At 68.2% G+C, this 13,062-nt stretch carries 12 protein-coding genes; 6 read left to right on the top strand and 6 right to left on the bottom strand.

The genetic code is table 11. The features are described 5' to 3' along the window. Positions 1–3: 3 nt before the first annotated feature. Entirely contained in the window at positions 4–348 is a 345-nt protein-coding gene (locus ICC28_RS40720) for a hypothetical protein (protein WP_223189280.1), read from the bottom strand. 140 nt (positions 349–488) lie between these two features. On the opposite strand from ICC28_RS40720, the gene ICC28_RS23250 reads away from it, so the two are divergent. Then, complete coding sequence (locus ICC28_RS23250) at positions 489–737, top strand: hypothetical protein (RefSeq protein WP_223189281.1); 249 nt, start codon at positions 489–491, stop codon at positions 735–737. Between the two features lie 59 nt (positions 738–796). Further along, on the top strand, positions 797–1,495 hold the full coding sequence (locus ICC28_RS23255) for a response regulator transcription factor (RefSeq protein WP_188290601.1): 699 nt from the start codon (positions 797–799) through the stop codon (positions 1,493–1,495). A gap of 241 nt (positions 1,496–1,736) precedes the next feature. Here the strand turns inward: ICC28_RS23255 and ICC28_RS23260 are convergent, their stop codons facing one another. Beyond that, positions 1,737–2,375: a ribosome-inactivating family protein gene (locus ICC28_RS23260; protein WP_317454070.1), complete on the bottom strand. Its 639-nt coding sequence runs from the start codon at positions 2,373–2,375 to the stop codon at positions 1,737–1,739. A 117-nt stretch (positions 2,376–2,492) separates the two neighbouring features. On the opposite strand from ICC28_RS23260, the gene ICC28_RS41290 reads away from it, so the two are divergent. Both ICC28_RS41290 and ICC28_RS41295 read left to right on the top strand, forming a co-directional pair. Further along, positions 2,493–3,380 carry a hypothetical protein gene (locus tag ICC28_RS41290; protein ID WP_317454071.1) on the top strand — a complete coding sequence of 296 codons (888 nt, stop codon included), beginning with the start codon at positions 2,493–2,495 and terminating at the stop codon, positions 3,378–3,380. 62 nt (positions 3,381–3,442) lie between these two features. Beyond that, on the top strand, positions 3,443–4,144 hold the full coding sequence (locus ICC28_RS41295; protein WP_317454072.1) for a glycosyl hydrolase family 28 protein: 702 nt from the start codon (positions 3,443–3,445) through the stop codon (positions 4,142–4,144). Between the two features lie 779 nt (positions 4,145–4,923). On the opposite strand, the gene ICC28_RS23270 is transcribed toward ICC28_RS41295, so the two are convergent. From ICC28_RS23270 to ICC28_RS23285, 4 genes are all read right to left on the bottom strand, one after another. Further along, positions 4,924–5,712, bottom strand: a complete 789-nt coding sequence (locus ICC28_RS23270) for an ABC transporter permease (protein ID WP_188290603.1) — start codon at positions 5,710–5,712, stop codon at positions 4,924–4,926. Next, a complete protein-coding gene (locus tag ICC28_RS23275) occupies positions 5,709–6,677 on the bottom strand; it encodes an ATP-binding cassette domain-containing protein (protein ID WP_188290604.1) in 969 nt (322 codons plus the stop codon). Before ICC28_RS23275 ends, ICC28_RS23270 begins: the two co-directional genes overlap by 4 nt. A 69-nt stretch (positions 6,678–6,746) precedes the next feature. Beyond that, entirely contained in the window at positions 6,747–7,124 is a 378-nt protein-coding gene (locus ICC28_RS23280) for a hypothetical protein (protein ID WP_188290605.1), read from the bottom strand. Between the two features lie 285 nt (positions 7,125–7,409). Beyond that, a complete protein-coding gene (locus ICC28_RS23285) occupies positions 7,410–9,410 on the bottom strand; it encodes an RICIN domain-containing protein (protein WP_188290606.1) in 2,001 nt (666 codons plus the stop codon). A gap of 586 nt (positions 9,411–9,996) precedes the next feature. Here ICC28_RS23285 and ICC28_RS23290 point away from each other — a divergent pair. Then, a complete protein-coding gene (locus ICC28_RS23290) occupies positions 9,997–11,766 on the top strand; it encodes a tannase/feruloyl esterase family alpha/beta hydrolase (RefSeq protein ID WP_188290607.1) in 1,770 nt (589 codons plus the stop codon). A gap of 223 nt (positions 11,767–11,989) precedes the next feature. Further along, the gene (locus ICC28_RS23295; protein ID WP_188290608.1) at positions 11,990–13,006 is read left to right on the top strand and encodes an alpha/beta hydrolase-fold protein; all 1,017 of its coding nucleotides are present in this window, start codon (positions 11,990–11,992) and stop codon (positions 13,004–13,006) included. Positions 13,007–13,062 lie beyond the last annotated feature (56 nt).

Below are 13,062 nucleotides of genomic sequence, written 5' to 3' on the forward strand. Positions count from 1 at the left end.
CCCTCAGGGCAGCGCCGGGGCACGGTATTCGGTCATTGCGTCGATGAGCCGGCGGGCCAGGTAGTCGGCGAACGAGGAGCGTGGGAACAGCCGGTACGTCGGCACATCGCCGGTATGGCCGACCTGCCAGAGCAGTACGGGGACGGGGCCCACCGTGGTCGACACCGCCCGGCCGGGACCGAAGGCGCGGGGATGCAGGCAGAGGGTCTTTGCTCCTGCTTGCTGCAGCGCTTGGTCGTACTGATAGAGCGTCCACAACTCGTTTTGGGTTCGGGTCAGCTGGGCCGGGTTGTCCGTCGCGCTGGCAACGGCCAGTGCGCTGAGCAGGTCCTTGATGTGGCGGTCCACGGAGCGCCGTCTCACTGCCACCAGCACGCTTCCTGCGTAGCTTTCGTCGACGGTTCTGGACGTGATGGCCTCGGTGCAGAGTTCGTTAACAAGAGCGCGGGCTGTTTGGTCTCGGGCTGCTGGCCGGTACCCCACTGGAGGTGCTGGACCGGGCCCGGATCCGCGAGACCGTCATCCGGCTGGCCTGCCTGGCAGGCGGCACCCCCGCGATGGGCGCCTTCGGCGCCATGCAACTCAACAAGGCGGCCGGCACCACCATCAACACCCCCGGTGCGGTGCAACTGGTGATCTGCGTGGTGGTCGGCGCGTTGACCATGCTCACCGCGATCGCCGACAGCAAGCCGCTCCTGCGGAAGGTGACGGCGGGCCCGGTGCAGACGGCGGACTGACATCGTCCCGACGGGGCCCCGCACCCAAGGTCCCCCTTCCACTGAGGGATGATCGAGCCATGACCACCCCAGCTCCGTCCGGGGCGCCCATCCGCGTCCTCATCGCCGACGACCAGGAGATGGTCCGCACCGGCTTCCGCTTCTTCCTCGACGCCCAGCCCGACATCACCGTGGTCGCCGAGGCCGCCGACGGCGAGGAGGCGGTGGCACTGGCCCGGCGGGAGCGGCCCGACGTCTGCCTGCTGGACATCCGCATGCCGAAGCTGGACGGGCTGGAGGCCACCCGGCTGCTGGCGGGACCCGACGTGGCCAACCCGATGCGAGTCGTCGTGGTGACCACCTTCGACCTCGACGAGTACGTGTACGGGGCACTGCGCGGTGGCGCCTGTGGATTCCTGCTCAAGGACTCCGGACCCATCCTCCTCGCGGAGGCGGTCCGCGCCGCCGCGGCCGGCGACTCGCTGGTTTCGCCGTCGATCACGGTCCGCCTGCTCAAGCAGGTCACCGCACCGCAGGCCGCCGCCGCTGCCCCGGGGAAGCCGGCGCCGCCCGCGGAGCCCCTCACCGACCGCGAACTGGACGTCGTCCGCTTGGTCGCCCTCGGCCGAACGAACGCCGAGATCGCCGCCGAGCTGTACGTCTCCCTGTCTACAGTCAAGACGCACCTGTCCAGTGTCCAGCTCAAACTCGCGGCCCGGAACCGCGTCGAGATTGCGGCCTGGGCCTGGCAGCACGGGCACGCACAGCCCGGTGCGTGAGACCCCGGCACGCGGTGGGGGTGGCTCCCTCAGGCTGTTCGAAGGCTGTCGTGCAGGTGGGTGAGGAGGCCTGGGCCAGGTCGGCCAGCTGGGTCAGGCGGCTTGCATGGGGAGAGGGTGCAGGTGCTGGCGGTCGACGCCCGGCACGGAGGCGGCGACGTGCGGAGAACGGAAAGGCCCGGCCAGTGCCCCATTGGGCTCGTTCGCCCCGTCACGGCGCCAGCGCTCGCTGGGCTCCCGGTTATCGTCGGCCGGGGTAGTCCACGGCGAGCCGGTTGGCCGCTGCCTGCATGGTCCGCAGGGCGAGGGTGCTGCCGACCACGAAGTTGAAGGTGCGACTGTCATTGATGCGGTCCCGGACATAGCGGGACAGCGACGGTGAAGGTCGTTCCGGCCAAAGCATTGGAACCGATGCTCGCGGAGATGAAGTCGAACCGGCGCCCTCAGCGAACATCCGGATCATCGCTGTGATGGCGGACGCCTGCTCGGCCGCCTGGGTAGCGTGAACTGACCCGAGAGGCCTGGCGGCGCGCAGCACGCTCATCGCCGAGAAGAAGGTACCTGTCCCGAGACGCCGGTCGGAGCGGTCGAAACCGCCGACGCGTTCCAGGTAGCCGTCGCCCTGACGCAGGAAGTCGTTCCTGACGTGGGCCGCGTTGACGGGGTTGGCAGGGCCGGCACCCATGTGGCCGTAGGTGTTGGTCGCGTGGGTGAAGTAGCCGACGACATACAGGTTGGCGGTGTTGGACACGAGACTGACCTGCGGGGTGCCCACACCGGCCGGGCCGCTGGCGCATGAGGTCGTGGGAGTCGGGGGCTGTGTCCGGGTCGGCCAGGCAGACCGCGTCGGCAAGAGCGGCAGGGACCGCCAGCGACACACCGAGCCGACGGAGAACGTGATTGCTCATAGTGGGTTCCGTCCTTCACGGATGGGGTGTGAGACAGGAGCCGGCCCGCTGCAGAGCGTCGCGAGCACGGCTGCCGCCTCTTCGTATTGGTGAGGGCCGCGGAGACGAGCGACGTCTGGTACCTGGCCGGCACCAACCTCGACGAGAGTGGGGCCGTACCCGAGACCGCCTTCGCCTACTGGCGCGTCACGCCCTACTCGGACCGCCCCGGCGCCCCGCCCGTCCACGTCACCCTGGACGACTACGTGAGCGCCGTGCGGCAGAAGTTCGGCACGATGACCGACGAGTTTCTGCTGCTCTACCCGGCCACCACTGACGACGAGGCCGCCCTCGCCGGCAACGACGCGATCCGCGACGACTCCCGTGTCTCGACGTATCTCTGGGCGACGGAGTGGACCAAGGGCGCGCACCGTCCGGTCCACACGTACTTGGCCGCTGGTGTCGTAGCTGCCAGCGGTCTGGTCACCGGCGTCGGAGGCACTGCGAGTGCTGCCACTGAAGAAATCGGTTCCCAAGGTGACATCGTTGTCCTCCACCTGGCACTCCCACGGGTGCCCGTCAACAACTCGTTCACCGTCAAGGTCCGCCCGGTCGGCGGCACCTGGCAGAGACTCGGCGTCTATCTGGCCAAGCTCGCGCTGATCGACGCGGTCACCGGCAGTAATCCGGGCAAGCTCTCCTCCTGGGCTGCCTTCGGCTTCTCCGGCACCGTCGAGGTCGAGGTCACCTACAACCCTGGCGGAGCCCAGCAGTTCCGTGTTCGTCCGGACTCGTACGGCATCAGGCCCGAGGTGCTCGGCGACACCGCGCGCTTCACCCTGGACCGGCCCCGCAACATCGTCGTCCAGGTCGATGACAAGATCTTCGACTGCCTGCACCTGTTCGCGAACCCGGTCGAGGAGAACCCGCCCGCCGAGGGCGACAAGAAGGTCATGTACTTCGGGCCCGGTTTCTACACCCCCTCAACGGGGAGCTGACGGTACCCACCGGCACCACCGTCTACCTGGCCCCCGGTTCGGTCCTCAACGCACGCGTGATCATGGAGGGAGTGGAGAACTCCCGGATCATCGGCCGTGGGGTGATGTACAACTCCAAGGGGGGTGCCCTGTACATCCACAAGTGCGAGAACGTCACGATCCTCAACCCCCGGTACGAGAACATCCGGGTCGCCGAGTGCCGGAACCTCACGATCAAGAACCTGCGGGCCTTCAGTCACCAGGGCTGGGGCGACGGCGTCCAGCTCTACTGCTCCGAGAACGTCATCATCGACGGCTGCTTCCTGCGCACGTCCGACGACAGCATCGCTCTCTACACCCACCGCTGGGACTTCTACGGCGACACCCGCAACATCACCGTCAGGAACTGCTCCCTGTGGGCAGACGTCGCCCACCCGATCAACCTGGACATCCACGGCAACCCCGACCCCGACAACTACGAGGTGCTGGAGAACATCGACATCCTCGACCACCGTGAGCCGCAGGTGCTCGCCCAGGGCTGCATCGCCATCAACCCCGGCGACGGCATCCGCGTCGAGGATTTCCGGTGGGGTCAGCTCGTCCAGATGCGGGTTCCCTACATCCCGACCTGGAACACCGCATCCGGCCGCGGCATTGAGAACGTCTACATCAAGGACCTCAGCTACAACGGCCGGCACGCCGCCATGTCGATCATGGTCGGTTACGACAAGGACCACGTCATCAAGGACGTCACCTTGAGAACCTCCGTGTCAACGGCAGGGTGATCGCCGACAGATGGGGCAAGCCGCGCTGGTACCTGGCCTCGGACGGCGTACCCATGTTCGTCAACGAGCACGTGCAGAACCTCCGCTTCCTTACCTCCGAGGAGGCGCGGGCCTGAGCGGCGGACCGGACCGAACGGCTCATCGAACGTCGCCGCCGCCGGCGCTGCGGAAGATGCGCCAGGGCTTCGGACGGGCCGCACCACGCTCGACCGGCCGCATGCGCCGGGGGAAGGTGGAAGCGGGTATCCGCTCAGACGCTGGACGAGATCGTCCGGAGAGCGCCGCTGTGCCTCGGACAGGGCCCGCAGGGACCCCGGCTCTCTGGTGAATCCGCGCTGTCGCGACTGCTGAACCAGCATTGAGCCAGGCCGCGGCAGACCACCGCCGAGGTCGGCGGAAGCCCGCGTCGTCGCTGGGCGCATCCGGCCGACTCCCGTACCTGGTCGACCACTTCGGTGGCTCCGAGGGCACACCGGACGGGACATCGGTACGACGACCGGGGCGGCAGCGTTGGCGGACCGAGTACCCGACGGGACTCCCGTGCCGGCAGACGGATCTTGGTCGATCCGCTGTCAGGCCGGGAGTCCCGTTCCTGTGGCAGAGACCATCAGTGTCGCGCCTGCGCCGATGCGTCAGATCACCGCACCTGCCCTGACCTTCGGGTGAGGGCAGGTCACGATTCGTCTCCGCATGTCCGCGTTCAGGGCGGAGGCACCGTGGCCTCCCGGGCCCGGGTGGTGTCGGCGGGGCAGTATGTCCCGTCGCCCAGGCCGTCCGGATCAGGCGTCCCGCTTGACGAACAGGGTGCCCCACAGGGCGAGCAGGGCGGCGCCGTAGGCCGTGAAGACCAGACCGCCCGTGAGGGGGCGCAGCGGCAACGGACCGCCGTCGAGGGGTGTCTCGGTGCTCACGGCCATCATCCGCTCGCCGGCCGTGAAGGGCAGGTAGGCGGACAGCGACCGGGCCGACCCGAAGGCTTCCATCCCGAGGATCACCGCGACTAGGCCTTCGATGATCACCGGCACGGTGATGAGCAGGGCGACGGCCGCCGGGACGTTGCGGGCGATGCCGGCGAGCGCGAGCCCGAACAGCGCGCAGATCACGAGGTACACCACGTATCCGGCGGCCACCCGGCCCATCGGGGACGCGGTGAACACCACCTCGGCGCTCGGTCCGCCCACCAGCAGGCCGATCCCCAGGCTCTCGGCGGTCAGGAGTACCCCGACAACGGCCGCCACCGTGGCGACGACCAGGGCCTTTGCGGCCCACAGGTCGGTACGGCGCGGAAACGCCGTCAGCGAGGCGCGGATCGTCCCGTACCGGTACTCGTGCCCCGTGGAGAAGACGCCTATCAGTCCCATGAAGACGAAGACGAGCGGGACCATGCCGGTGCCGCCGCTGAGCGCCAGCGCGCCCGCGTCCGCGGCGAACGACCCGTCGTGGCTCTTGCCGCTCAGGGTGAACACGAGCGCCAGCATTCCTTGGGCGATCACGGATATCCCGATCAGCCACCATGTGGATCGCACGGTGGTGAGCCGAACCCATTCGTAGCGCAGCGCGCTGGTCATCGCGTTCCCTCCGGGGTGTCGGGGTTGCTCGCGGCGGCGGTCGCCCTCGTCGGTCGGGGCGCCGCGGGGGTGGCGACGAACTGCTCGGCGTCGGCGGTCGCCTCCAGGAACGCCTCTTCCAGCGTCGCCGCCCGGTCCGTGAGTCCGTGCAGCAGGATCTGGTTGGCGTACGCGAGTTCGCCGATGCTCGCCCGGTCCGCGCCGCTGACCGCGATCGCGGTGCTGTCCACACGTTCGACTCCGGCACCCTCGGACAGGAGCAGTTCGGCCAGCTTGTCGATGTGGGGGCTCTGGACCACGACGAAACTGCGAGAACTCTTCCTCACGAAGTCGGCGGCCGATTCGTTCGCTATCGTCCGGCCCTTGCCGATCACCACCAAGTGGTCGGCCATCAGGGCCATCTCGGCGAGCAGGTGACTGCTGACGAAGACGGACCGGCCGGACGCGGCGAAGTCCTTGAGGAAGCCGCGGAGCCAGTTGATGCCCTGCGGGTCGAGTCCGTTTGCCGGTTCGTCGAGGATCAGTGTGTGGGGGTCGCCGAGCAGCGCGGCCGCCAGCCCCAGCCGTTGGCCCATGCCGAGGGAGAAACCCCCCGGCTGTTTCTTCGCCACCGACTCCAGCCCGACCATGTCGAGTACCTCGTCGACCCGCGTGTACGGCACGCCCGCGGCCGCGGCGAGCATCCGCAGGTGACTGCGCGCCTTGCGGGTCGGGTGGAACGCTTTCGCGTCCAGCAGGGTGCCCACCTCGCGCATCGGGTGGCGAAGCTCCCGATACGGCTTGCCGCTGAACAACGTCCGCCCGCCCCCGGCGTCCAGCCCGAGCATGAGCCGGATCGTGGTCGACTTGCCGGCTCCGTTCGGTCCGAGGAAGCCCGTCACCCGGCCCGGGCGGACCTCGAACGAGAGGTCGTGGACGGCTACCGTGGAGCCGTAGCGCTTGGACAGGCCCGTGGCCTCGATCATGGTCGCTCTCCCGCTGTCGTGCTGTCGTCGGGCAGGGCCGTGTCGGCCCCGGTCACAGGCGCGTGCACGTCAACGCTCGAACTTCCAGGTGACGCGCGGAGCCACGGCTCCGACGACTTCGACCACGCTTACCGGCACGGAGACCTGGGTGCCGCCGGACTTCGCCGTACAGGTGATCTTCGTGTTGCGCACCGCCGCGAGGTCCGGACACGAGATGTCGTCGATGGTCTTTCCGACCCACGGCAGGGGGTGGTACCAGGTCTCGATGTGCGTCGCCAGGAGATCGCCGCTGAGGCCTGGGTGGTCCTGCACCTTCGCGTACCCGCCACTGCCGGGCTCGGCGGTGTTCTTCTGCACGTTCATGCCCGCGGCAGCGGATGTGGTCGCCGCGACGGCGCCGACGAGGGCCACCGGTACGGCGATTGCGACGATTACCTTGGTTTTCACACTGACCTCCAGGCCGATACGGGAACGGACACCACTCTCGCCGCCCGCACCGTCCGACCGCCTCGGCCGAAGGGCCAAGGTCTCCGCGGGCACCGCCGTCCGGGATCGTCCTTTCGGCCGACCGGCTGAGGCGCCGGCACGGGCGGGCCTCCGGAAAGGGGCCACGCGGTCGTACGACGACCGGCGAGGGCGCTGTCGATGCCCTCGCCGGTCGTGTGTCAGGTTCCCGCTACCGCGTCCGATCGCCGTGCACCGGGCTTCGGCCCGGTGGTGAGGCGGCGGCCGTCAGTTGAGCGTCCACTTCTGGTTGTTCTGGCCGTTGCAGGTCCACAGGAGCAGTTTCGTGCCGTTGGCGGTCGCCGCCCCCGACGCGTCCAGGCACAGGCCGGAGAGGTTGTTGCTGATGGTTCCGTCGGAGTTGACGTTCCACTTCTGGTTGGTGGCGCCTGTGCAGTCCCAGATGATGACCTTGGTGCCGTTGGTGGTTCCGTTGTTGTCGGCGTCCAGGCACTTGTTGCCGTAGACGACCAGCTCACCGCGCGATGTCCGGGTGAACGTCTGGTTGCGTCCGCCGGAGCAGTCCCATATCTGGGCCTGGGTGAGGTTGGTGATGGTGTTCTTGTCGATGTCGACGCAGCGGTTCGAGCCGGAGCCGACGAGGGCCACGCCGTCGGTGCCTTCGATGCCCTGGACCCGGATGGCGTCGACGTCGGGGACGGCGCTGCCGGAGACGGGCGCGAAGCGCACGGTGTTGCTGCCCTTGCCCAGGTGGGCGAGCACGGACACGGTCCGGTAGGTGGTCGCCGAGCCGGTCGGCGGGAACGAAACGACGTACTTGTACTGTCCGTTGACCTGGACGGTGGCCTTGCGTGCGGTACCGGCGCCGTTGGCGTACGTGATGTCGACCAGCTTGGTGCCCGCGGCGGCGGTGGTGACGCCGGTGAAGGCCGGTGTGGTGGCGGTGGTGATGTCCTCGTACGTCGAGCCGGACGCCTCGGTGCCGGAGACCGTCAGCAGCACGGCGTCGTTCGCCGGGACGGTGGTGGTGTAACCAGTGGCGAAGGAACCGGCGGCCGTGCCCGTCCACGTGTTGCGCACGGACGCGGAGGCGGCGGTCAGGCCCAGGTCAGCCCAGCGGACCGTCATGGATGCTGAGGAGCCCGTGCGGTTGAGCAGGAGCACCGCGCGCTTGCCGGTGCCGGAGAGCACCTTGCCGTACACCTGGAGGTTGCGGGTGTCCTCGGCGACCTTGACGCCCTGAAGGCCGCGGGGGTCCTGGTTGACGGCGACGACCTCGGGGTTGGTGAGGATGTCGCGGGTGGTCGTGCTCATCGTGGCCAGGTTGTTGCCGGCCAGCAACGGGGCACCGGAGATCGCCCACAGGCTCATGTGCAGCCGGTTCTGCGCGGCGTTGAGGCCGTTCATACCGACCATCATCATGTCGGGGTCGTTGTAGTAGCCGGTGTGCTGGGCGGCCGGGTGCAGGCCCTTGTCGAAGTTGGCGAGCATCTTGCCGGTGTTGGCGGTCTGGCCCCAGAAGATGATGTCGGTGCTCGTACGCCACAGGTCGCCGTAACCGGTGGCCCAGTTCCACGGAAGTCCGGTGCCCCACTCGCAGAAGGAGAGGACGAGTCTGCGGCCGGTGACCGCGGTGGCGGCCTCGTTGGCGGCGGCGATCTGCTTGTAGGTGGCCTCCGGATCGAGGCCCTCCTCCTTGCCGCCGCACCAGTCGATCTTGACGTAGTCGAAGCCCCAGCGCTGGAAGGTCTCCAGGTCCTGCTGGTAGTGGCCCTCCATACCGGTGTTGGGTGCCGCGGGGCGGGTGGTGGGGAAGTAGTAGCCGCAGCCCTGCTTGCCCGCGTCGGTGTAGATGCCGGCCTTCAGCCCCTTGCTGTGGAGGTAGTCGGCGACGGCCTTCATCCCCCCGGGCCACAGGTTCTCGTCGACGACGATGTTGCCGTCTCCGTCGCGCGCCCCCTGCCACCAGCCGTCGTCCAGGTTCACGTACCGGTATCCGGCGGCGGCCATGCCGGAGGAGACCAGCGCGTCGGCCTGCTGCTTGATGACGTCGAAGTCGATGCTGCTGGCGAAGCTGTTCCAGGACGCCCAGCCCATCGGCGGCGGGGGCACATTGATCTGGTTGGTGCTGACGGCGGCCGGCTCGGCGGACAGGGGTACGGACCGCTCGGGGGTGTCGAGGGCGGCCAGTCCGGTCAACGCGATTGCCAGGGCGAGGAGTTGGAGGCCGACTCTACGGGACCATCTTCGTGCGAAGGTGTGCGACATATGACTCCCTGGGCAGCGGAAAGAAACACTTTCCAACGAAAGGGATCACATGACAGCGTTCCTGGGCGGGGCAAGTCAATGACTCGCGCAGGGAGATGGTTCCTGAGAGTCGACTTCTGGCCTCGCTCCGGGGCGCGTTCGTCAAGGCGCATCGGGTCGGTCGGCGATCTGCACCCCGTTTTCGGGGCAGTCATGAGGGCGAACGGCCGCCGGGTGCCGTCCAGTTGGGCGTCACCGCCGCGCGGGATCGGCCGGCCGTTCCTCCGGCCCGACGTGCCGCCGCCGGTCAGGGCGGGGGAGTTGTCAGGGGGAGGGGCCTGCCGTCGCCGTACCCGCAGCTTCCGTGTCATCGCGGCGAAGTGCGAGACCGAGGCCCCTGCGCGTCGATCGATCCTGTCGGAATATCGTCAACAATTTGGTCAACAGTCTTGTGGTGGATGAGGCTCGGGACTACGTTCCATGGCTGTAACGGCCCCTGCAAAAGTTGGAGCTGCGGGAGGAAGGTCGCGGCCTGCCCGCAGATGGCCGTATCGCCATCCCGGTCCAGCCTCCCGGCTCGCACTCGACGATCGAACGGAGACAGAGCATGCCCATGCTCTTGAGATGGTGTCGGTGGAAATCGGCCCCGTTCCTCGCGGTCCTCGCCGCCGTCCTCGCGCTCGTGACCGGTGCGACCGTAACCCTTGCCAATGCCGCGACCGACAGCGCGCGGGCAGCCACGTCCGCCTCCGTCGCCGCCGCGAGCAGCGCGTCCTCCGGCATCGCGCCGGTCATGCCCTGTTCCGGGATCAGTTCGCTGGATCTGGCCGCCACGGTGCCCGGCGTGCCGTTCCAGATCACCTCGGCCACGGAGGTGACCGCCGCCGCGAACACGCTCGGTAACTGGGCCTACTGCGATGTGCGAGGCGTGATCGCGCCGCAGATCCACTTCCAGATCCGGCTGCCGCAGTCGACCTGGCAGGCGAGCTATCTCCAGCTCGGCTGCGGCGGCCTGTGCGGCAATGTAAGCACGGATCGCGTCTCCGCCTCCAGCGGCTGTGTGCCGCTGACCGACGGCGCCTTCGCCGTCGCCTCCAGTGACGAGGGCCACTACCAGGGCAACGGTCTGTTCTCCACCGACCCGACCCTGCGCGCCGACTTCGGCTACAAGTCCGACCACTCGCTCGCGCTGGCGGCCAAGGCCCTGATCAAGAAGTACTTCGGTCAGGCCCCGGACCACTCGTACTTCGACGGCTGCTCGCAGGGCGGTCACCAGGCCCTGACCGAGGCTCAGCGCTACCCGGACGACTTCGACGGCATCATCGCCGGCGCCCCGGCCAACAACTTCACCGCCCTGAACACCTTCTCGCACGCCTGGACCGCGCAGTCCGTCTTCCTGAACGGCGGCCCGGCGACCATCACCACGGCCGACCTCGCGCCGATCCACGCGGCCGTGCTCAAGGGCTGCGGCGCCCTCGCCGACGGGATCATCGTCGACCCGCTGGCCTGCGACTGGGACCCGGCGAGCATCCAGTGCAAGACCGGGCAGACCTCCACGGCCGACGCCTACTGCCTCACCGCCGACCAGGTCACCACGCTGCGCCGCATCTACGCCGGCCCGACCGACGAGCACGGCCAGCTGCTCTACCCGGGCTACCAGCTGCGCGGCTCCGAGCTGAACTGGGCGAACGTCATCGTGCCGACCACGGCCACCGGCACCAGCGGCGACATGAACTTCGTCCGCGAGACCATCCGCTACCAGATCTTCGACAGCCCGCAGCCGACCCTGACGTACAAGGACATCAAGTTCACCAAGGCCTACTACAACAAGGTCATGGGGCTGGGTGAGGGCATGTACGACGCCACCGACCCCGACCTGAAGGCGTTCAAGAAGGCCGGCGGCAAGCTGATCCTCTGGCACGGCCTCGGCGACCAGCACATCCCGGCGGTCGGCACCATGGCGTACTACAAGGCCGTGCAGAAGGTGATGGGCGGGGAGAAGGCGACCAACGACTTCGCCCGGCTGTTCCTGCTCCCGGGCGTCGCCCACTGCGGCGGCGGCCAGGGCCCGAACACCCTCGACGCGCTGACCGCCATCGTCGACTGGGTCACCACGGGCGAGGCCCCCGACAGCCTGCTGACCAAGTCGGTCGACAGCAGCGGGAAGGTCACCTCCGCCCGCCCGGCCTACCCCTTCCCGTACGTCGCCAAGAACACGACGGGCGGATCGGCCGACGACCCGTCCAGCTACACCCCCGTCAAGTCCAAGGCCGAGGCCGGTCTGACCCTGAACTGGCTCGGCTCGTTCCGCTCCGGCTACGAGACCGTCGGGAACTGGGTGGGCGGCAAGTGGGTGGTGACCAAGGGCAAGGTGTGACCGCCTGAGCCGAGCAGGAAGAGCAACCTCTGGTGCTCTGGTGCGTAACGTCGTGGCCCCGCTCTCCTGGGCCACGACGTCGTGCCATGACCGCTCGAGTCCGCGGTCTCGGGCTTCGCCCGCGCGTGGTGCGGAAGGGATCGAGCGGAGTCGGCGCCCGGCTTGGGGAAAATCCCATGCTGGTCCCATAGAACGGCGAGGTAGCACCCATAGCGTCACGGGTATGCACAACGACCCTCTTGCGCGCCGCGGGTTCCTGGCTGGAACTCTCGGTCTTGCTCTGTTCGGTGCCACCGCCTGTGGCAGTTCGTCGGAGTCGTCGAGTACCTCGACGAGTTCCGCCGGTAGCGCGTCCGCTTCCGCCTCTGCTTCCGCTTCCGCCGCGAGTGGCGGCGGGGAAACTCCCAGTCTGGAGAGCCTGACGGCGGAGGTTCCGGACAAGTTCAAGCAGTACACGTACAAGGACTCGCAGATCGGCAAGTCGGTGCCCTACAACCTGTACGTCCCCGCGGACTACGACAAGTCCAAGACGTACCCCCTGGTGCTCTACATCGCCGACTCCAGTCTCGCCGGCAAGGAGGTGACGGCGCCGCTGTCGCAGTACGGCGCGCTGATCTGGGCCAGTGAGAGCGAGCAGGCCAAGCACGAGAGCATCGTGCTGGTTCCCACGTACCCGGAAGTGATCATCGACGATCACGACAGCTTTACCACGACCGACTACGTCGAGTTGACCACTCGCCTCCTGGACTCGGTCACCAAGAAGTACAGCGTGGACCCCAAGCGGATCTACGGCACCGGCCAGTCGATGGGGTGCATGACGGTGATGTACCTCGCGGCCAAGCACCCCGGCCTATTCGCGGCGGAGCTGTTCGTCTCCGGGCAGTGGGACATCAGCGAGCTGGAGAACTTGGCGAAGGAGAAGTTCTTCTACATCGCCGCCGGCGGTGACGAGAAGGCGTCGGGCGGTCAGGCCGAGGTCAAGAAGATGCTGAAGAGCGCGGGTGTCTCGTATCAGGAGGCGACGTGGGACGCGACCTGGTCCGAGGCGCAGTACGCGAGCGCCGCGAAGAAGCTGTTCGCCGCCGGCGACAGCATCAACTTCGCCACGTTCAAGACGGGAACCGTGCTGGAGACGTCCGGGGCGTCGTCCGCTCCGATGGGCGGGGAGCACATGGCCTCCTTCGAGCCGGCGTACAAGATCACCGCACTGCGCGACTGGCTGTTCGAGCAGAGTGCCTGACATCCCTGGCACGGCCACGGCCGAGGGCCTCGGTCCTCGGCTCGATGGAGAACCCG

Origin of the sequence: Streptomyces sp. TRM68416, assembly GCF_014596915.1 — a bacterium.
Taxonomy (GTDB): domain Bacteria; phylum Actinomycetota; class Actinomycetes; order Streptomycetales; family Streptomycetaceae; genus Streptomyces.